Source organism: Rhodospirillales bacterium RIFCSPLOWO2_02_FULL_58_16 (assembly GCA_001830425.1).
Lineage (GTDB): Bacteria > Pseudomonadota > Alphaproteobacteria > Rhodospirillales > 2-02-FULL-58-16 > 2-02-FULL-58-16.
On the sequence record MIAA01000037.1, the window covers coordinates 21,788 to 41,527 of the forward strand.

Consider the following 19,740-nt stretch of genomic DNA (forward strand, 5'->3'; position numbering starts at 1 on the left):
GGATGAAAAACAGCGTTCCCGCCGGCATTCGCATTCTGGCGCTCGCCGCCTTGTTGGGCGCGTGCGATGCGCCGTCCTATGTCGATTCCGGGGACGGCAGCCGCAAAGCAGGCAACCCGTTTTCAGGTTTGACCTTTCATGTCTATGATTCCTACAAGACCGACCCTCCCAAGTGCGTAGCCATTCTGCCTTTAACCAAAATCGAAGACGGCGGCGCCGATAACGCCGGCATCACCATCGACCAAACCGAGGTGGTTCGTCGCTCCTTCTACGCCCATTTATCGCCTCACGGCAAAAGAGACGTGGAAATTCCCCGCGTTGATTTCGTGCTCAAGGACATGAGCGAAGCCGACCGCAAAAATACCGCGCTGGTCGGCGAAAGGCTTAACTGCGACGCTCTGATTGTCGGGAACGTCACCGAATACGGAAAGCGGTTCCTGGGCCTCTACTCAAGCGTTGCCGTCGGCGCCGAATTGCAGATGGTCCGCGCCGATACGGGAGAACCCTTATGGGAAGGATCATATGAATCGATCTCACGCGGTGGATCGGTCCCCATGTCGCTGATCGGCATCGCCAGCGGCGTCCTGGACGCCGCCTTGAATCTTCAGGAAGAAACCCTGTTCAAGGTGCTCGATAATCTTGCCCGTCACCTGGTGACGACCATTCCCGATAACAGCATTGCCGTATTGGAAGACCCGGTAGCGCCGGTCAATGTCGCCGTGCGGACAAAAAAGGACAAGGCTCTGCCGATCAATGACTTCATCGCCGGGTTGTCGAAAAAATCCGCCGGAGAGCAAAAACAGTCCCTGCTCGCCGCCATCAACGGCGGCCAGTTCAAGGGCAAGAACATGATCACGCTCCACGAAGCCCTGATCCGCATCGCCCCCGGAGAGCCTGAAAGTTATGGTCTGTATGCTCATCATCTGGCGGACGAGGGCGATTACGCCAACGCCCTCGCCTATGCCGACAATGCGCTCGCCCTCAACGGCCAAAACGGCGACATGCACTTCCTGAAAGGACGCATGCAGATCAAGCTTGACGATCTTGACGGCGCCGACGCCTCGCTTGTCCGAGCCGTCGCCATGAATCCGTCAAGTTCCGAATACCTGGCCGGACTGGGCTATTTGAACTCCCTGCGCGGCAACCACGACCGCGCCCTGGCCGCCTATCAGATGGCCGTTGATCTGGACGCGGATAACGGATTCTCCCACTACAACATGGGGGCGACTTTTTATAACGGCGGCGAATTGCAGGCCGCCCGCGACTCCTTTTATAAGGCGGGTCTCGCCTATCTGAAGATCGGCGATTACGGCCAGACCGAAAAGGCCGTCGCCGACTTGCGGGATTTGGCCTCCCAAGGCGTCAAAATGAATAACGAGATCAAAAACCTCGAAGGCGCGCTGGCATCCTTGAAAGAGAAAGGTAAGAATAATGCTTGAGTGGAAACGGCTTTCAACCGTTATGACCATGGCGGCGGCAATGGCCTCATGCCAGACCACCGGATCAACCATTGTCGGCAGCGGCCCCCTGGCGCTGGCCCCGGAAGTCGATAATAACTTCAAGAGCTACCTGAATCTGCCCGACCCCCTGGCTTTCGCCGTCTCGCCCGACGGCAAGTACAGCGGCTGGTATTTTTGCAATGAAAAGAGCGCCTGTTTGGGGGCGAGCGCCAATTATGAAGCCCTCAACTACTGTAACGACAGCACTCCACGGGGAAGCGGGTCCTGCAAACTCTACGCCATGGGCCGTAAAGTCGTGTGGAACGGAACAGTGTCGGTCGTGTCGTCCCAAGGGCCGCAACAGGCCGTTTTGCCCGCAGTCGGCGTCGGCTCTCCGACTGTATCGCCTCAATGGCGGCAACAGGCCGCTCCATCCATGATCGGCAGCGGTCCTCTGCTGCTGTCGCCGGAGGTCAATGAAACCATCGTAAAATACCTGAAGCTGCAAGAACCTCTCGCCTTTGCCGTTTCAATCGACGGCAAACATAAAGGCTTGTTCTATTGCAAGGTTAAGGGAACCTGCCAGGGCATCGACGGCAAAAATGAAGCCCTCAACTTTTGCCGGCAGGACGCCGGCGGCGGCGCCGCCGATTGCAAAATCTACGCAATTGAAAAAGACGTGGTGTGGAACGGGCGGGTGATGGTCGCCGGCGACCAGGGATTACAGTTATCGGAAATATCGCCCCTCATGGGCAACGGCCCGCTGACAATGACCGTGGAAACCAATGAAAATTTCCGGCAATACCAGGGTCGGCCGGAGCCTCTGGCCTTCGCCGTATCAAATGACGGCAGGCACAGCGGCCATTTTTATTGCAAAGAGAAAGGCGCCTGCCTCAATTCGGACGCCAAGGCCGAGGCCCTTGATTTTTGCCGACAGGATGCCGGCGATAGCGGCGTCGATTGTAAAATCTACGCCATCGGCAAGGATGTGGTGTGGAACGGGCGGGTAAGAGTCGCCGCCGCTGCGCCCCTTCAAACGGCGGCCCCTCAGGCCGCTCCCGCCGAGCCGGCGGGCGAGAGGCCCCTGACCGTGGGCGCTGCCCCGGCGACCAGAGGAGACCCGCGCTCCTCAAAGGCGTTCAGGGACCTTGAGGAAGAGATCAAAAGAGCCAGACAAACTGCGGTCGGCGCCGACGGCAGAATGTAAATGTTTCAATGAAAGCAAGGGGGTGAAAGCGTGCAGGAAAATTTCTCCCCCTTGTTTTAAGGGGGAGTTAGAGGGGGTAGATGACTCAAAACGAACCCCTCTGTCATACACGGCCCCCGGACTTGATCCGGGGGCCGGCCAAGACGGTTTTGCGTATGTGTGATATCAACGGTCAATATCAATGACCGTTGGTTCATAGATCAATTATCAAGGCCGATGGTATAAACCACCGCATGAAGATTCTTTTTATCAATCCGCCGTCCGAGAACACGGTCATCGAAAATCCTGATGAGCAGGGTGACGGATTTCTGGACGCCGAAGATTTCGGCGACTTCCCGCCGCTTGGAATGCTTTACGTTTTGACCTACGCCGAGGCGAACACGTCCGGCCATCGATTCTTTTTTCTGGATTGCGTCGGAGAAAGAATCAGTCACGACGATCTGAAACGGCGCGTAGCGGAAATTCAGCCGGACGTAGTCGGGATAACAAGTTTCACCATCTCGCTTGTCGATGTGTGCAAGGCGGCGATGACGGTTCGCGAGACGGCGGGCAACGCCCATATATGCCTCGGCGGCCATCATCCCATTGCCTTTCCCTTCGAGGCGGCGACGCTTCCGCAATTTGATTCAATCATTGTCGGCGAGGGCGAGATCGCCTTCGCCGAACTGATCGAGGCTATTGAACGTAAAGAAGATTTCACCACTATCCTCGGCGTCTATACCAGGCAATCCGTAGAGCGTTATCGCGAACATAAATTTCAGGATAAACGGTTCCTGGCCAGGATCACCTTGCCGCCGGCCTACATCGAGGACATCGATGCAATCCCTATCCCGGATCGTAACTACATCCGCCACATCCGCTACCAAAACATCCTCGGCGTCACCGATGATCTGGCGACGATTTTAAGTTCCAGGGGCTGTCCCTACCAATGCACATTCTGCGATGTTCCCTATAAACGCTATCGTCCGCGCTCGGTAGATCACGTTCTTGACGAGGTCGAGGCCTGCCGGAAAATGGGATACAAAGAGTTCCGATTCTATGACGACCTGTTCAACATCAACGAAAAGAAGGTTCTGGCGTTCTGCGACGGGATTGAACGCCGGGAAATGAACTTCGTCTGGGATTTCCGGGGACGGGTCAACGGGGTGACCCGCGAATCACTGCGCCGCGCCCGCAATAACGGCCTCAGGATGATATCTTTCGGCGTCGAGACGGGGACGAACGAGGGCCTTTCGGCGTTAAAGAAGGGAACCACGGTCGAAAAAATACGGCAGGCTTTCCAATGGTGCGACGAACTCGGCATTCTCACGGTAGCCGATTTCATCATCGGCCTGCCGTTTGAGAAGAACGCCCCTGATGTGCGAAAGAATATTGATTTTCTGATCAGTCTTGATCCCGACTATGCCCAGTTCTCGATCCTCACCCTCTACCCGAATACGGAACTCTATGAAGAAGCCGCCGCCAAGGGCATCATCCGGGCCGACCGCTGGGAAGAATGGGTGGTCGATCCCAGGCCGGGGTTTATTGTTGATCATTGGGAGGAACATTTGAGCCTCAGGGAACTGGTGAAGCTTCAAAAATGGGCCTATCGGCGCTTTTACTTCCGCCTCCGCTATATCCTTCGGTCGGCTCTACGGACCCGATCCCTTGTCGAACTGGGGGCGAAAGCCGCCGGGGCGCTTAAATTGCTGAAGATCAACCGGCGCGCCGCATGACCGGCGTTTGGAAAATAAACATGACATGCCGCCCATGGCTGCTGATAATGGCTCCCTTAGGGGTGTTTTGGGCCTACGCCGTCTTCGTGATTGATCCGGCGTACTGGCACAGTCCCCACGAAGTCGCCAATCTCTCTCTCGGCCACGCCCTCAACATAGATCAATGGCTGGAACATGTCGGCAAGGGACGGCGCTCCCACTTCAATCTGTATGTCCATCCGGGCGTCCCGTTTCAGCTTCTAAGCTGGGCGGTTTACCGGCTTTCTGACCCGTTCGGCTTCCTCCCGGCTCAGGAGCTTATGGTAAAAACCCTGACCGACCCCCAGGCCTTTTATCTTCTCAGCCGCAGCGCCTGCCTTGTTATGACCGGATCGGCCATATATCTTCTTCTCCGTCGCTTGCCGGAGGCGCCGTTGCCGATAGCGCTGGCTATCGGTTTCAGCATCTTCGCTTATCAGCCGGTCTGGCAGTACAGCCTTCTCCTGCTCAACAACCAATCCTTCGGGCCGTTGGCGGCAGTGATCTTCTTTGTGGCCGGGTTGCGGGCGCTGGAGTCCGTGGATGCGGGACGCCGCAGCCCGTGGGTGCTGTTCGGCTTCATCGCCGCCGTTTCTTATACCATTGAGATGGAGTACTTTTCCTGGACCCTGGCCGCCGGCGCCGGGCTGCTTGCCGCCTTGATGGTCCGTCGCCTGACTCTGCGCCAAGCCATGGTATTCGGCGGATTTTTCCTGTTAGGATTCGCTCTGGGCCTTGAACTCGCCTCCTTGATCATGGACGGCAAGTTTACGCATCGGGTGATCGGCAAGATGTTTGCCTTCCAGGTCTCCGTCTTTCTCGACCCTGAATCGCTGGGGACGGCGCCGACGGGGCTTGGTCTTACGGCATTGATCAGGGGGGCATGGTTCCCGGCGGCGACGGCTTTCGGCTTGTTCATGGTTATCGGCGCCGCGTTGATTATCCGCCTTCGGCAGGGCCGTTCCGACCCGTCTTTCCTTGGTTGGGCAGCGCCGCCGGCGGTAATAGTGCTGACGGTTTTCGCCCTCGGCATTGTCGCCTACGTCAAGCTTCCTAATCCCAAGTATCTGGTGTCAAGCGTCAGTTTCATTCCTGTCGGCCTTTATTGGCTGTATCGCTGCGGGGGCGCGGCGACGGTCAAGGCTTTGGCCCTGCCCGTGCTGGCGCTGGCCGCCGTCGCCATGGTCAGAGAAGCCGATGTCGAACGGCTGGCCAAGAAGGAAGAGGCCGCCCTGATCGATGATCGTCGCCGAATCCTGGCATTGCCGCTGGCCCCCGGCCAAAAACGACTGTGGACATACAGGATGCGCATGCCCGAATACGGCACGCGGCTGACGATTCAGTGGTCGGCGGTGCGTTCCTATGACTCTTTGGTCGATGATCGCCTGTTCCCCGACGACAGCGAATACAATATTTGGCGCGGCGGCGTCAGAATCAATAATGTCTGGCATTCCCTGAAGGACATCGACTGGCGCTATGCCGTTTTTAACAGAACGAACGATATCCAAGGCCTGCCTGAAGAATTTCGGGAATCGACAGCCGATTTGATCCAACTGGACAAGGTTACCGTCGCCGTCAGCCGAAACCGATAAAAGGAGCGATATGACCGTTTTTCAGGATTACGCCCGGTACTATGACCTGATCTACCGGGACAAGGATTATAAAGGCGAGGTTGACTTTGTCATAAGTCGTCTTGCCTTCCTGCACCCGACGGCGCGAACCATTCTGGACCTCGGCTGCGGTACCGGAGCGCATGCCGAGGCCTTCGCCGAGGCCGGTTTCCCGGTCACCGGAATCGACCTGAGCGGGCCGATGATAAAAGGCGCAAAACGGCGCCGAAAAAGCCTGCCTGAAGATATTGCAAAAAGGATGGTTTTTCGCCGGGGAGACGCGAGAAACATCCGGCTTGAGGGAAAGCGTTTCGACCTCGCGGCATTTCTGTTCCACAGCCTGTGCTACCAGATCAGCGACGAGGAAGTCATCAACGCGCTGGCGACGGCGCGAGCGCATCTGAACCCGAAAGGCGTCGTGCTGTTTGATTTCTGGCACGGGCCGGGCGTTCTTTCAAAGCCGCCGGAAACCAGGGAAAAGCGCGTGCAGACCGATGATGTCATTATCACGCGAATCTCCGAACCAAGCCGTGACGCAAAGACCAATACCGTCGTCGTGAACTATGATCTTTCGATTGAGGATATAAAAACAGGCGCCGTCGCCAACATAAAGGAAGCGCATCGGGTGCGTTACTTCTTCAAGGAAGAAATCCTGCGCTTCCTGGCAAGCGCCGGGCTGACGCCTGTAGAAATCAGGCCATGGGGCGGCGCCGGGGAGCCTGGGGCCGACGACTGGAACGTCTATTGCGCGGCGCGGGCGCTCTAACGGCGGAACGTCAGGCGCAGAATCGTCTTGAAACAATGCCACGCCGCCCAGGCAAGGCTGTTGACGGTCAGCGCCGTCTTCGAGACGCCTTTGGCGCGCGTTGACATAACGACCGGAATCTCGGAGATCGCCAAATCGGCGCGGTAGGCCTCGACAAGAAACGAAATACAATAATCCAGGTATTTGCCTTTGAGGCGAAGGGTGCGAAGAAGGGGGCGGCGAACGGCGTAGAAGCCGCTGGTGTAATCGCGATACTGCGGATTAAACAGGTGGCGAATAACAAAGTTGCCGAACAGGGAAACCATAATGGCCAACAGAGAATCCTCGCTCTCGAATACATTTTCAAGGAACTGTCGGAACGTATTGCGCCCGCCATCCTTCCCGGCGCCCTTGATCCCCCCGCCGGCGACGTAGCGCGAGCCGATAACGACGTCGGCGCCTTTCCCGATTTCTGAAAGGAAGGCGCGGAGATAACCGGGATGCATGGTAAAGTCGGCGTCCATCCAAACCACCACCTCGCCCTGGGCGGCGTCGATTCCCGCCTGTATCGACTGAACCAGTCCGGGGTCCTCCGTCCGTAAAACAAGACGTAGCGCGGCATGTTTTTTTTGGGACTCGCGAACCGCATCGGAAGTTCCGTCGGGAGAATTATCATCCACCACCAGGATTTCAATATCAATCCCCGCAAGCTCATCATAAATGAGGTCGACCAGCGGGCCGATGTTTTCGACCTCGTTGTAGGTGGGAATGACTACCGACAGCATTGCGGCATTCTCCAAAATATTCATCCCCATTCCCGATCCGGCCTCATTATAATGCCCGTTTCCACGCCCGTGATCATTCGGCTATAACATACCGCCAAGGAGCCTTCCATGCAGCATTCAAAACCCGCGCCGGTCTTCACGGACAATCGGGGATCCATCACCGATATTCTGGCCAAGGTCCCCCTGGATGCGGTCACGATTATCCGTTCCAATAAAGGAGTGGTGCGCGGCAATCATTACCACAAGAATACGGTGCAGTGGATTTATCTGCAATCGGGACGGCTCAAGTCTCTGACCCAGACAGGAGATGCCCCGGTCGTCGCCGGCATCCTGGAACCGGGCGACCTGCTGTTGACGGAGGCCCTCGAAAAACACGCCATTATCGCTCTTGAAGACTCGGAATTCTTCGTCTTTACCCACGGCCCTCGCGGCGGCGACGGTTACGAGGACGACACCTATCCCCTGGAAATCCCCCTGGAGGCCGTGGAGATAAAGCTCCAGGCTTGAATTGTCGACGGTTTTTGAAAGAAAAGGTTTCCATGTCAATTGATCAGTCGGGACGGGTTCGGCTGCCGAAAAGCAAATTCGCATGGCTCGGCATTTTTGTCGCCGGAGGCGTCGCCGGTATTTTATTCCTCAGCGGCTCCGGCATGCTCTTTGATAAAAGCGAGAGCCTTGAATACTGTATTTCATGCCATGAGATGGAGCAGAACGTCTATCAGGAATACAAACAGACCATCCACTATTCAAACCGCACCGGCGTGCGGGTGGAATGCGCGGACTGCCATATTCCCAAATCCTGGTATGGCCGCGTTTATGGTAAAATCGCGGCCCTGCACAAGCTCTATCACAATATCCTCGGCGATGTGGATACTTCCGAGAAGTTCGAGGCCAAACGCCTTGAGCTGGCGCAAACCGTGTGGGCGGAGTTTGAAGCCGACGGCTCCAAGGCGTGCAAAAACTGCCACTCGTTCGAGGCTATGGATTCTCACAGGCAGTCCGAGGACGCCAAGAACGCGATGACGGCGGCCAAAGAAGAAAACATGAGCTGCATCGATTGCCACAAGGGCGTAGCCCACAAACTGCCCGAGGGCTATTAGCCCTGCCTTACCTTGAGGCGCGGGTTGCGCTTGTTGATCACATAGAGGCGGCCATGCCGCCGAACGATACGGCAGTTTTTATCGCGTGACCTTGCCGACTTCAGTGAGTTTCTTATTTTCATGGTCCAAATCCTCTTGTTCCGTCCGCCCGCGTCCGTAGAGCGGCAGAGGCGCGGAAAATAGAGGCAAGCCGACGCTATGTCAACGTAAAGCGGTTGCGCTATTTTACGGCGGTTGATAGCAGACGGTCGGTCGCGGTTTCAATGTCGTTTTTCAGCCGTTCCAGAAACTCCCTGTTATCGAGTCCCGGCGGTATCGGCTTCAGGAATTCGATGGTTATCGTTCCCGGCTGCTTGATGAAGCTTCGGCGGCTCCAGAACAGGCCGGAGTTCAGGGCCACCGGCGTCACCGGAACGCCTGTTTGCTTGTAGACGACGGCCACTCCCGGCAGATAGTCTCTATGCTCTCCCGGCGCGACCCGCGTGCCTTCGGGGAAGATGACGATCTGTTGTCCGTCGGCGAGGGCGCGCTTGGCGCCGCGCACCATCGCCTTGACGGCGCCGGCGCCGGCCTTGCGGTCTACCGCGATGACTCCCATTTTGCGGATGATGGCGCCATAGAGGGGAACCCACAGCAGTTCCCGTTTTACGATATAGGCCGGTTCGTCGATCAAAATATTGAAGATGGCGGTATCCCAGGCTGATTGGTGCTTGCCGGCGAAAATGACCGGACCTTTAGGGATATTCTCGCGTCCCACGACCCGGTAATCGAGGCCGACGATGAGTTTGAGGCCGCCGAAAATAATTCTCGCCCACAGGCTCGCCCCCTTGAGCACGACACTGCGGGGAAAAGGCAGGAAAAAGCAAAGGACGATCATATGGATAATCGTCCATGCCGCCATGAAAGCATTGAAAACCAGCGAACGGAAGACTTTCATCAAGGTCTATCCTTTTACCAGCAGCGTCACGCCGAGCATGCGCAGGCGGACAAGAAGAAACTTGTTGTATTCGCCGATGATCAGGCCGGTGGTCCCCGGCCATATCCACCACAGGTCGCGCTTGACGTGCGTGGGAAACACCGGGTGGGGAATGAATACGGCGTCAGGCAGCGCCTCGCGGAATTCCAGCAGGCTGCGCGGCATATGATAACTTGAGGTGACGATGCGAAGCGAGTTGATCCCGTGCCGTCGCGCCCAGGCGGCGGTCTCGGCGGCGTTGCCGGTGGTATCATCGGCGCTGTAGCCGATTTCGACGCAGCATTTGAACCCTTCGGGCGCGCGCTGTGAAAGCTCAAGCAGCTTGTTGACATCAATGCCGCGATAAACGCCGGAGACAAACAGCTTGTCGGCAAACTTCCCGGCCAACAGTTCCAGGCCTTCGCTCAACCGCCCGCTGCCGCCGGTCAGAACGACGATGGCGTCGGTGCGGGTGGCGGCGTCTTCGACCCGGACAGGGATGGCGGCGGCGAAGGCAAACAAGCCGATCCCCCAAGCGATGACGGCAATAATAATGATCGCCGACAAGCCGATAAAAAATCGTCTGAACTTATATGGTCGTCGATAGAGCATCGTCAGATCATCTTGATCAGTGTTTTGGTTACGGTCAGGTGGGCGGTCAGCATGGCGATTACGGCCACCGCCGGCGGCAGGCCGGCGAGAACCGCCCAGTGCAGCGCGCTCAACGAGAAGTCGGGAAGAAGCCCGGTCTCCATTTGCGTCGCCAGATGGCCGATCCCAAGCAGCGAGGGTATGGCCAGCGCCAGCCCGATGCCGCCCCCCTGTAGCCCCAGCATCAGAGCGCGGGTGGCGAACTGCTCGGCGATATAGGAGTCCTGGGCGCCGATGTGGTGCAGGACCTCTATCGCTTCGCGATGAATCGCCAGACCGGTGCGGGTGGTGAAAATGACGGTGCCTACGGTGGAAAGGCAAACCAGCGCCAGCACGGCGGCGGCCAGTCCCTCCACCGTGCGGATAAGGTTGATCAGTCTTTTGAGCCAGATTCTGTGATCGTCGATGGAAGCGCCCGCCGCCGCCGCCTCCAGCCGCCTGGTCAGCGCCGCCGTATCCGGGTCGGCGCCGTCTTCCAGTTCAACATCAATGAGGTGGGGAAGCGGCAAATCCTTGGCTTTGCCGAGGGCGCCCAGCCACGGCTCCAGCAGGGCCATGATCTCGGCGTCGCTGATGATCTTCGCATCGGCGACGCCGGGGGTCGCGTGCAGAACGGTCAGCGCCGCCTGTAGGCGCATTTCTTCCTTCTCGACGCTGGTTTCCAGAGGCGCAATCTGAACGGTAAGGGCGCCGCTTATGCCCTTGTTCCAGCGCGACGCCGTTGCGTTCAGCGCCATCACCCCGGCCAGGGTCATCACCGCCAGAAAAACCATAAAGGCGATCAACCACGGCAAAAACCGGCTCAAGGAGTCGCTGTCAAGAGGAAGGTCCGTGCGGCGCGTCAACATCAGGTTACAGTCTCAGGGGTTAATCCGAATACCGAAGAAATCTTGGCGTTCATCTCCAGATTGCCTTTTTCCAGGCGCATGCAGTGATGGCCGAGGCGTCTGACCAGAGATTCATTGTGGGTGGCGATGACGATGGTGGTCCCCAGCTTGTTGAGTTCTTCAAACAAATGCATGATGCGCAACGCCATTTGGTCATCGACGTTGCCGGTCGGCTCGTCGGCAAGCAGCAGCTTCGGCCTGGCGATGATCGCCCTGGCGATGGCTACTCTTTGCTGTTGCCCGCCGGACATGGTCGGAGGCCGCGCTTCCAGGTGATCTTTGAGTCCGACCCAGCTTAAAAGCTCCACCACATGTTTGCGGATGTCGTTCTCCTTGACTCCGGCCACGCGCAGCGGCAGAGCCACGTTGTCAAAGGCGGACAGATACGGCAGGAGGCGGAATTCCTGGAAAACAACGCCGATCCGCCGGCGCAGAGCCGGCAGTTCCCGGCGTCCGGTAACGGCGATGTCGCGGCCGAACATGGATATCAGGCCCCTCGACGGCTTCAGGGCCAGATACATCAGCTTGAGCAGCGAAGACTTGCCGGCGCCGCTGGCGCCGATAAGGAAATGGAAGGAGCCTGCCGTCATGGACAACGAAATGTCCTGGAGCACTTCCGGCCCCAGGCCGTAACGCAACCCCACGTTCTCGAAGCGAACCACGCAGTCATCGGCTTTTGTATTCACTCACCCGCTCCTGTCTCATCGGCGAACAATGACACGGTGAAAGACCCGAGGTCCATCCCTTATACTCCGTCTTGCGCGACTTCGATTATTGACTATATATAGCGAACAGCTATACTATGTATATGGCATGGCGCATCGAATATTCCGCTGAAGCATTCGCCACCCTGCGGCGTATCCCCGCCAATCTGGCGCGGACAATCCGGGGAAAGGTTGAACGCCTGGCCGCCGACCCCTACGCGCCCAACAACAATGTTCGGGCGCTCAAGGGGCGATCAGGCTATCGGCTTCGGGTCGGGAATTGGCGGGTGCTTTACGAGCTTCGCGGCGACGCGCTTTTGGTTCATGTGATGGCGGTTGCCCCGCGTGGCGGCGCCTATGATTAAGGATCGGTCATGGTTAAACCGCAAGTAATTACCGGCAAGAACGGCAAACCCGCCTATGCGGTCATTCCGTGGGCGCTGTGGGAGCGGGTGCGCCCCTTCGCCGAGGACATGTCGGACGAAGACTTGTTCGACGCCGCCGAGGCCCGCCGCTCGGAATCATTCCCGTCCGAGGTGGTCAACGCTGTTTTAAACGGCGCCAATCCGATCAAAACGCTGCGCGGATATCGCGGCCTGACCCAGGCCGCCCTGGCCCAAGCGGCGGGCATCGGTAAACTGTACCTCTCGCAAATCGAAACCGGTCGCCGGAAAGGTTCGCTAGACACCCTGCGCGCATTGGCAAAAACGTTGCGGGTGGAACTGGAGCTGATCGCGCCGCCGGCCAAATAGGCGAAATTACGGGGACATCGCTACGCTCACTCACAGCGGTCAATATCAGTGACCCCCGGTATAATGTGTCCCCGTAATTGCCCGTAATTGCGTCCCCGTAATTTGAGAATAATATCGGCGGCTGGTGCTGTCGGCTGACCCTGCAAGAAAGCTTCCTCTTGCAGGCCGCAGTAACATAGGACCATCATGACGTGACCGTGAGCAACAATCCTCGCCGGTAATTAGTAGATGCGCCCAGAATTCATACAGCTCGATAGAAAGTTCGTAAAATACGACCCTGGCCAAGACCAGGAAGGGATAGCCGCACGAAGCTATCTGAGCGACGACTTTCTCAGCCACGACTCGAAATGGACCTGGGAAAAGCTTCTCGACCATGGCCGGGTAGTTGTTCTCGGAGAGGCGGGAAGCGGGAAAACCTGGGAATTAGAGGCTCAGGTTGATAGATTAGCCTCAACGGATAAGTATGCATTCTTCGTGCGTCTTGAAAATCTAGCTGAAAATGAACTGACCAACATCCTATCTGAGGGTAGTCTTGCGCGGTTCAATGAATGGAAGAACAGCACGGTTGATGCGTATTTCTTCCTCGACGCCGTCGACGAGAGCCGCCTCAAGAACTTTCACGCATTTGAACGGGCGCTTGGGAGTTTCGCCCGCTCCTTGGGATATGACGTAGCCCGCGCCCGAACAGTCATTTCGTCACGAGTCACCGAATGGCGTGGCGAAGCCGACAGCACGCTAATAAAGCAACATCTGCCTGTCAGTCCCAAGAAAACGAAAGCAGCATCTGCCGAACCCGGCACGACGCAGGTAGAGACGGCAGACGCCTCAGCAAATGGCTTTGCCATATATGGCGAGGAGACTTTCGCAAACAAAGATGGCGCCGATAAACCACAGCCTGTTCTGGTCGTACAGATAGCCCCTTTGCAGCAAGACCAAGTTCGCAAACTCGCCGCCGCCCGCATCAAGGAGGCGGACGCCTTCGTAGAGGCAATCAAAAATCGCGATATATGGAGTTTCGCACGCCGCCCCCTGGATGTGGAAGACCTGATAGCCTATTGGGCCGAGCGCATAGGACTGGGGTCACTGTCTGATCTTCAGGAATTCAGCGTTACAAGGAAGCTTAATGAGCCGAACCAGCGCCGAACCCAAGACGATCCACTTGACCGGACACGAGCACAGGAAGGCGCCGAAACTCTCGCTGCGGCCGCGATCCTTGCCAAGAAATTATCCTTCGCCCATCCCGAATCGAGCATGACCGGCACCGCCGACAATTCCGCCCTTGATCCAAAACATATCCTGCCGACATGGAAAACGGGAGAACTGAAGGCCCTCTTTGCCCGTCCCCTGTTCGATGGAGCCGCCTTCGAGAAAGTTCGCTTTCATCATCGCAAAACCATCGAATATCTCGCCGCTTGCTGGTTTAGCAGACTCGTAGAGGCCAATCTTCCACTCGTCGGATTGCATCGCCTGATATTTTTAAACAGCCACGGCCTTCGAGTCATCCCGCCATCGCTGGCCCCGGTCGCGGCTTGGCTGGCCGGATGGTTTCCGACGATCCGCAAGGTAGTTTTGGAAACCGACCCGGATATTCTGCTCTTGCACGGCGACCCAAGCTTGATCCCCCTGCCCGAACGGATCACGCTTCTTCAAAGGCTTGTTGACCGGAAGGTGCGGCGTCTGGACAGCTTCGACCCCGCCCAATTCCTCCGGCTTGCCGATCCGGGACTCGCCCCCTACATCGCCGGCGTTCTCCTGGACCCGGATATCCACGATGAAGCATGTGAACTTATGTTGGATATGGTCCGGCATGGAAGACTGATTGATTGCGCGGAAGCCGTCTTAACGGTGGCGACAAAAGCAACGACTCATCATAACCCTCGCTACGCTGCCATTTTAACCTTAAAGGAAGTTGGAAGCTCTCAACAACTTCAGACTCTTGCTGATGCGGCATTGGCCGGTCCGCCGCCGGGCGCCACCGAGGCGGCAATCCTCTGCCGAACGCTCTATCCGTGCGTAATTGACGAAGCCGGATTGGAGATGCTGATTCGTCTCGCTCAACCATCAAGCAGCTCTACATTCGGTGGAATCGATTATACGCTTAAGGAGATTATACGAACGATATCAATGGATCGCCTCCCGGCCCTGATGGCGTTGCTCGTCCGCCTTTCACGAGAAGAACCCTGGGTTCAAGGCGCTGCCCCACAATGTCTAAGCAAGGTTTCGTACCGGTTTCTTTGGGTCTATGAGCCGTTGCTGGTCACGGTCCAGCGCATCCTGCACACGGATGGATATATAGGGTTAACGTCGGTGCAGATTGCGGAAGCTATCGAGCGGTTGTCCCGCCTGCGCCGATACAATTCCAATTATCGCAATAACAAAAAACCACTGCAAGATGACCTTAATGCCCATCCGGAAGTACGGCGCCGATTATACTGGCGGCGCGTCGAAAAGCTTCCCCAACGCAATGACGATGACCAGATTTTGCATTATATGATCGCCGATTATGACGACCTCTGGTACTTGGCGGAGAGAGATTTCACATGGCTTCTGAATGATGTGACAACGGCTGCGGCCATAAAAGATCGCATCATTGCCTTGCGCGTTGTCCTCCAAATGTGGCGGCGAACAAGCAATCGATCCCCACGAATTTTGCGGGATATTCGCCGAGCAGCGCGGCGTGAACGTGAATTGCGCCAAGTTTATCGGCGGGAAAATCCAAATGGCGTCAAGCGTATCTGGCAGTGGACGCACGGGAAGATCGACCACCTGAGACGGTTCGGCTTGCCAAACCATTGGCGGCACAAGGCGAGAAATGAATGGACCCGCTTCCGCATCTTTCTCGGCGCGATCCGATATTACCATGCCCTCCGAACAAAGGGCCACTATGGGTTGCTTCATAACTTGATTCTGGTCGATCAATATACCTTCGAAACCAGTTACGGCAAATTCGATATCGACGCGATCAATCGCCGCTATGGCTCTATCATCGGCAAGGCGGCGTGCGAAGGCCTTAAAATATTCTGGAAACAATGGCGGTCGCCGCCACGCAGCAGCAATCCCAACGTCATCTATCATGCCTCAATCATCGCCTTGATCGGCTTGGAAACCGCCGTCCGGGACGGCCTGGACATCACTTCCATCTCTCCCGATGAGGCGAAAATCGCAGCCGAACACGCCATGTATGAATTAAACGACTTTCCAAGTTGGATGCCAGCCCTGACGAAAGCCCATCCCGAGGTCGTGCGGCAGGTCTTCCACCCGCAGATCGAGGCAGAGTTTAATTTCCCTGCTGCTGCGGAAGGCCCACATGGGCTTCTGTCCAAACTTAGCTATGAAGAGCCGGATGAGGTCCGTCACGTCAGTGCGCCTGACCTTCTCGATTTGCTCAAGCATGGCGACCCGGCCAATCTGATGGTTTTATCCTTTGTGCTGAATATCATGGCGCGATCCGGTCCTGACTTCCTCTTGGAACTGTCCCTTATGGCGCCGACACGAACAACGGCGGCGGCAAGGGGAAAAGAGGAACATTTCGTTCAATGGTTGGCGTTGTGGTTAAAATTGGATGCGCTTCCCGCCCTCAATTTTATCGAATCCCACTTGACCGCCTACCCCGCCGATGCCGACGGCTTCGTCGTTGAGCTTGCGGACAGCCTGTTTGGTGATCGGCATGGAAACGTTTCCATACCGGATCCTGATTATCGTCGTCTACCGACATTAAGGCGTTTAATTCCGATCCTTTGTCGTTATATCCGGACGAAGGACGATTTGGTCCATGAGGGTGTGTACTCGCCGGGGGCCAGAGATGATGCTCAGAGATTCCGCGATATGGCCATTAACCGGCTGGTGAATACCCCAGAGGACCATGTTTACGATGCTATAAAGGAACTGGTTGATGATCCGGCGCTCGCCGGGCATCGTAACTGGTTATTGGCGAAGGCCATAGAACGGGCCAAGACAGACGCCGAACCATCCCCTTGGGAGCCGAAGGATATTGCAGCATTCGTTGACCGGTTTGAACGCCCGCCGAAAACTCCGGATGAACTGTTTGATATCGTAATGGGACGCCTCGACGACATTCGGGAGGGCGCTGAACAAGGCGATTTTTCTTTGAAGGGAATGTTCGCTGAAAACACTGAGGAAGAGTTATTCCAGAAGCTTCTGGCGGACCGACTCAATATAGCCAGCCGAGGCGTTTACCAGGTCGCCCGCGAGATCGAAGTGGCAGAGCATAAACGGCCCGACATCCGCGTTCTACGCACCGGCGCCGGTATCGTCACCATTGAGGTAAAAGTTGCAAACAAATGGAGCTACAACCAGCTTCGCAATGATGCGCTTGAGGGCCAACTTGTCAAACAATACATGCGCATCCGCGAGTCCAGACATGGGGTTCTGCTGTTGGTGAATCTAAAGGCAGGAAGGAAATGGAAGCTATCGGGAGAACCCGGCATTAATTTTGCCGATCTCATCAAGCGCTTGGGAGAAAAATCCGAAAAGCTGGCAAAGTCACGGAGGCGAGAGGAGAAAATCAAAGTGGTTGGGATCGACCTCGCTACCTGATAACGTCAGCAATCTCCCCATTTAACCCCTCCCGGCCTCCCCTTCGTAAGGGAAGGAAAATGTTCCCTTATTATTCTCATACCGCAACAAAGAAGGATAATAATCTTGACAAATCATGATTAACGTATATATTCCTTCTGTTTGCCGAAAATCAGGAGGCCTACGGTCATGATCAAGTTAAATCCCCGGCAGGAAAAGTTCTGGCGGTCCTTTGTTGTTTACGCCAACGCCGTCGAGATGCAGGCCAGGCCGGCCGGGAAAGTGGAGAAAACGGATACTATCCAATTCAGCGAAATGACGATAAATGACGATATTTTACGGGCAATTCAGATGCTGTTTCGTTTTGAATCAATGGGTTAAGGCGGATTTACCATGGTTAATACCGCTATAAACGTGATTAAAACGTCATCCGACCGCATACAAACGTGGTTAAAGCGCGAGGCGGCTTACTCCGCCTTGCGTTGCCGGCGCATCGTGGCGTATAGTGCCGACTTATGAAAAAGGACGCCTCGGGCAATACTCAATTTGCGCACCGCCATCTTCTCGGCATCGAGGGCCTTTCCCCGGACGAAATTACGTTGTTGCTGGACCGTTCGGAACAGTACGTCGGGCAGAACCGCCGGGCCGACAAAAAGAAAACCCTGCTGCGCGGGCGCACCATCATCAATTTGTTCTTCGAGGCCTCGACCCGCACCCTGACCTCGTTCGAGCTGGCGGGGAAGCGTCTCGGCGGCGACGTCATCAACATGTCGGTGGCGTCCAGCTCCATCAAGAAGGGCGAGACCCTGATCGACACGGCGATGACGTTGAACGCCATGCATCCCGACGTGCTGGTGGTGCGCCATTCCGAATCCGGCGCCGTCCAGTTGCTGTCCGAAAAGGTCAACTGCGCGGTCATCAACGGCGGCGACGGCAGTCACGCCCATCCCACCCAGGCGCTGCTTGACGCCCTCACCATCCGCCGCCGCAAGGGACGCCTTTGCGGGCTGTTGGTGGCTATCTGCGGAGATATCGCCCATTCGCGGGTGGCCCGCTCCAATATCCATCTTCTCAACATCATGGGGGCCAGGGTGCGCCTGATCGCGCCCAAAACCCTGATCCCGCCGTCGATCAGGATGCTCGGCGTCGAGGTTTTCCACGACATGAACGAGGGACTCAAGGACTGTGACATCGTCATGATGCTGCGCTTGCAGACCGAGCGCATGCACGCCAACTATTTCCCCTCCATCCGCGAGTACTTCCACTTCTTCGGACTCGATTATGAAAAACTCTCAAACGCCAAGCCGGACGCGCTGGTCATGCATCCCGGCCCGATGAACCGGGGCGTCGAGATCGACTCGCTGGTCGCCGACGACATCGGTCGCAGCGCCATCCGCGAGCAGGTGGAGATGGGAGTGGCGGTGCGCATGGCCTGCCTCGAACTGCTCACCGACAACCTGCCCGGAACCGGGACCGAGGGAGGAGCGTAATGGCAATCAGGCAGGCAATGCCCCTGGGGCGCACGGCCTATGTCAATGCCCGTCTGCTGGACCCCGCCTCCGGGCTGGATGCGCCGGGCGGTCTGCTTGCCGACGGCGAGGCCATCGCCGATTTCGGCCCCGGCCTGTTTGACAATGGAGCACCGAAAGACGCCGCCGTAGTTGATTGCCGGGGCCATGTCCTTTGCCCCGGCCTGGTCGATATCAGGGTGCAGTTGCGCGAGCCGGGCGAGGAGCACAAGGGAACGCTGGCTTGCGCCGGCAAGGCGGCGGCGGCCGGCGGCGTAACGACGATGGTCTGTCTTCCCAACACCGATCCGGTAATCGACGACATGTCGGTGGTCGAGTTCATCGCCAGACGGGCGCGGCTGCTGGGCCTTGCCAAGGTCTACGCCTACGGCGCCGTGACCAAGGGCCTCAACGGCGTGGAATTGGCGGAAATGGGCATGCTGGCCGAGGCCGGCGCGGTCGCCTTCACCGACGGCGTCAAGGCGGTCGGCGACGCTCTGGTGATGCGCCGCGCCCTCAGTTACGCCGGCACCTTCGGCCTGCTGATCGTCCAGCACGCGGAAGAGCCGAGTCTGGCCGCAGGCGGGGCCATGAACCAGGGCGAGACCGCCATGCGGCTCGGTCTTTCGGGAATCCCCAGCGAGGCCGAAGTCATCATGGTGGAACGCGATATCCGGCTTGCCGCCATGAGCGGCGAACGCCTGCATTTCGCCCATCTTTCCACCGCCGACGCCATCGAGGCGGTGCGTCGGGCCAAGGCCGAAGGCCTGCGCATCACCTGTGACACGGCGCCGCCTTACTTTGCCCTTAACGATGCCTCCATCGGCGATTACCGGACCTTTATGAAGCTGTCGCCGCCGCTGCGCTCCGAAGACGACCGCCGGGCGGTAATCAAGGGGCTGAAGGACGGCGTCATCGACGCCATCGCCTCCGACCACGCGCCCCATGACGAGGACGCCAAGCGCCTGCCCTTCGCCCAGGCCGCGTTCGGCGGCGTCGGGCTGGAGACTCTGCTGGCGGTGACTCTTGAGCTTTATCACAACGGCCATATGCCGCTGCCGGACGCAATGCGGAAAATTACCAACGGCGCCGCCGACGTGCTGGGGCTTAAGGCCGGACGGCTGGAAA

17 protein-coding genes and 1 pseudogene (1 of these 18 running past the window's edge) are annotated in these 19,740 nt (G+C 57.4%); 13 read left to right on the top strand and 5 right to left on the bottom strand.

What is annotated here, in order from left to right; genetic code table 11:
- The first annotated feature begins 32 nt into the window (after positions 1 to 32).
- The 5 genes from A3H92_09420 to A3H92_09440 all read left to right on the top strand — a co-directional run bounded on the left by A3H92_09420 (position 33) and on the right by A3H92_09440 (position 6,755).
- The gene (locus A3H92_09420) at positions 33 to 1,439 is read left to right on the top strand and encodes a hypothetical protein (protein ID OHC74189.1); all 1,407 of its coding nucleotides are present in this window, start codon (positions 33 to 35) and stop codon (positions 1,437 to 1,439) included.
- Entirely contained in the window at positions 1,432 to 2,646 is a 1,215-nt protein-coding gene (locus A3H92_09425; protein OHC74127.1) for a hypothetical protein, read from the top strand. Before A3H92_09420 ends, A3H92_09425 begins: the two co-directional genes overlap by 8 nt.
- A 233-nt stretch (positions 2,647 to 2,879) precedes the next feature.
- Positions 2,880 to 4,361, top strand: a complete 1,482-nt coding sequence (locus tag A3H92_09430; protein ID OHC74128.1) for a hypothetical protein — start codon at positions 2,880 to 2,882, stop codon at positions 4,359 to 4,361.
- Positions 4,358 to 5,971, top strand: coding sequence for a hypothetical protein (locus tag A3H92_09435; GenBank protein ID OHC74129.1), 1,614 nt, complete (start codon positions 4,358 to 4,360; stop codon positions 5,969 to 5,971). The genes A3H92_09430 and A3H92_09435 overlap by 4 nt, the downstream gene beginning before the upstream one ends.
- Before the next feature lie 10 nt (positions 5,972 to 5,981).
- Entirely contained in the window at positions 5,982 to 6,755 is a 774-nt protein-coding gene (locus tag A3H92_09440; GenBank protein ID OHC74130.1) for a hypothetical protein, read from the top strand.
- On the opposite strand, the gene A3H92_09445 is transcribed toward A3H92_09440, so the two are convergent.
- Positions 6,752 to 7,549 (bottom strand): hypothetical protein, encoded by a 798-nt coding sequence (locus A3H92_09445; GenBank protein OHC74131.1) that lies wholly within the window; start codon positions 7,547 to 7,549, stop codon positions 6,752 to 6,754. The two genes, A3H92_09440 and A3H92_09445, sit on opposite strands and share 4 nt — an antisense overlap.
- A gap of 78 nt (positions 7,550 to 7,627) precedes the next feature.
- Between A3H92_09445 and A3H92_09450 the strand changes: the two genes are divergently transcribed.
- Together A3H92_09450 and A3H92_09455 are read left to right on the top strand one after the other, a co-directional pair.
- Positions 7,628 to 8,026, top strand: coding sequence for a hypothetical protein (locus A3H92_09450; GenBank protein OHC74132.1), 399 nt, complete (start codon positions 7,628 to 7,630; stop codon positions 8,024 to 8,026).
- Between the two features lie 32 nt (positions 8,027 to 8,058).
- Positions 8,059 to 8,619: a hypothetical protein gene (locus A3H92_09455; protein ID OHC74190.1), complete on the top strand. Its 561-nt coding sequence runs from the start codon at positions 8,059 to 8,061 to the stop codon at positions 8,617 to 8,619.
- A gap of 220 nt (positions 8,620 to 8,839) precedes the next feature.
- Here the strand turns inward: A3H92_09455 and A3H92_09460 are convergent, their stop codons facing one another.
- From A3H92_09460 to A3H92_09475, 4 genes are read right to left on the bottom strand one after another with little or no spacing between them, the layout of a single operon-like run.
- On the bottom strand, positions 8,840 to 9,556 hold the full coding sequence (locus A3H92_09460) for an acyl-phosphate glycerol 3-phosphate acyltransferase (protein ID OHC74133.1): 717 nt from the start codon (positions 9,554 to 9,556) through the stop codon (positions 8,840 to 8,842).
- Between the two features lie 6 nt (positions 9,557 to 9,562).
- Complete coding sequence (locus tag A3H92_09465) at positions 9,563 to 10,186, bottom strand: hypothetical protein (protein ID OHC74134.1); 624 nt, start codon at positions 10,184 to 10,186, stop codon at positions 9,563 to 9,565.
- A gap of 2 nt (positions 10,187 to 10,188) precedes the next feature.
- Positions 10,189 to 11,073 carry a hypothetical protein gene (locus A3H92_09470; GenBank protein OHC74135.1) on the bottom strand — a complete coding sequence of 295 codons (885 nt, stop codon included), beginning with the start codon at positions 11,071 to 11,073 and terminating at the stop codon, positions 10,189 to 10,191.
- Entirely contained in the window at positions 11,073 to 11,774 is a 702-nt protein-coding gene (locus tag A3H92_09475) for a cell division ATP-binding protein FtsE (GenBank protein ID OHC74191.1), read from the bottom strand. The genes A3H92_09470 and A3H92_09475 overlap by 1 nt, the downstream gene beginning before the upstream one ends.
- Before the next feature lie 140 nt (positions 11,775 to 11,914).
- On the opposite strand from A3H92_09475, the gene A3H92_09480 reads away from it, so the two are divergent.
- The 6 genes and pseudogenes from A3H92_09480 to A3H92_09505 form a co-directional block, all read left to right on the top strand.
- The gene (locus A3H92_09480; GenBank protein OHC74136.1) at positions 11,915 to 12,181 is read left to right on the top strand and encodes a hypothetical protein; all 267 of its coding nucleotides are present in this window, start codon (positions 11,915 to 11,917) and stop codon (positions 12,179 to 12,181) included.
- A gap of 9 nt (positions 12,182 to 12,190) precedes the next feature.
- Positions 12,191 to 12,568, top strand: a complete 378-nt coding sequence (locus tag A3H92_09485; protein ID OHC74137.1) for a hypothetical protein — start codon at positions 12,191 to 12,193, stop codon at positions 12,566 to 12,568.
- A 228-nt stretch (positions 12,569 to 12,796) separates the two neighbouring features.
- Positions 12,797 to 17,125: a hypothetical protein gene (locus tag A3H92_09490; GenBank protein OHC74138.1), complete on the top strand. Its 4,329-nt coding sequence runs from the start codon at positions 12,797 to 12,799 to the stop codon at positions 17,123 to 17,125.
- Positions 17,126 to 17,293: 168 nt separating this feature from the next.
- Positions 17,294 to 17,485 (top strand): hypothetical protein, encoded by a 192-nt coding sequence (locus A3H92_09495; GenBank protein ID OHC74139.1) that lies wholly within the window; start codon positions 17,294 to 17,296, stop codon positions 17,483 to 17,485.
- Positions 17,486 to 17,619: 134 nt separating this feature from the next.
- Positions 17,620 to 18,594, top strand: a complete 975-nt coding sequence (locus A3H92_09500) for an aspartate carbamoyltransferase (protein OHC74140.1) — start codon at positions 17,620 to 17,622, stop codon at positions 18,592 to 18,594.
- Positions 18,594 to 19,740: pseudogene (locus A3H92_09505) on the top strand (dihydroorotase) (it continues 170 nt past the right edge of the window). The gene A3H92_09500 and the pseudogene A3H92_09505 overlap by 1 nt, the downstream one beginning before the upstream one ends.

Bases quoted from the DNA above. Each gene is read 5' to 3' on its own strand.
- A3H92_09500 (OHC74140.1), top strand. From the start codon at position 17,620: ATGAAAAAGGACGCCTCGGGCAATACTCAATTTGCGCACCGCCATCTT.
- A3H92_09460 (OHC74133.1), bottom strand. From the start codon at position 9,556: ATGAAAGTCTTCCGTTCGCTGGTTTTCAATGCTTTCATGGCGGCATGG.
- A3H92_09435 (OHC74129.1), top strand. From the start codon at position 4,358: ATGACCGGCGTTTGGAAAATAAACATGACATGCCGCCCATGGCTGCTG.
- A3H92_09495 (OHC74139.1), top strand. From the start codon at position 17,294: ATGATCAAGTTAAATCCCCGGCAGGAAAAGTTCTGGCGGTCCTTTGTT.
- A3H92_09455 (OHC74190.1), top strand. From the start codon at position 8,059: ATGTCAATTGATCAGTCGGGACGGGTTCGGCTGCCGAAAAGCAAATTC.
- A3H92_09490 (OHC74138.1), top strand. From the start codon at position 12,797: ATGCGCCCAGAATTCATACAGCTCGATAGAAAGTTCGTAAAATACGAC.
- A3H92_09470 (OHC74135.1), bottom strand. From the start codon at position 11,073: ATGTTGACGCGCCGCACGGACCTTCCTCTTGACAGCGACTCCTTGAGC.
- A3H92_09480 (OHC74136.1), top strand. From the start codon at position 11,915: ATGTATATGGCATGGCGCATCGAATATTCCGCTGAAGCATTCGCCACC.
- A3H92_09445 (OHC74131.1), bottom strand. From the start codon at position 7,549: ATGGGGATGAATATTTTGGAGAATGCCGCAATGCTGTCGGTAGTCATT.
- A3H92_09485 (OHC74137.1), top strand. From the start codon at position 12,191: ATGGTTAAACCGCAAGTAATTACCGGCAAGAACGGCAAACCCGCCTAT.
- A3H92_09440 (OHC74130.1), top strand. From the start codon at position 5,982: ATGACCGTTTTTCAGGATTACGCCCGGTACTATGACCTGATCTACCGG.
- A3H92_09430 (OHC74128.1), top strand. From the start codon at position 2,880: ATGAAGATTCTTTTTATCAATCCGCCGTCCGAGAACACGGTCATCGAA.
- A3H92_09450 (OHC74132.1), top strand. From the start codon at position 7,628: ATGCAGCATTCAAAACCCGCGCCGGTCTTCACGGACAATCGGGGATCC.
- A3H92_09425 (OHC74127.1), top strand. From the start codon at position 1,432: ATGCTTGAGTGGAAACGGCTTTCAACCGTTATGACCATGGCGGCGGCA.
- A3H92_09465 (OHC74134.1), bottom strand. From the start codon at position 10,186: ATGCTCTATCGACGACCATATAAGTTCAGACGATTTTTTATCGGCTTG.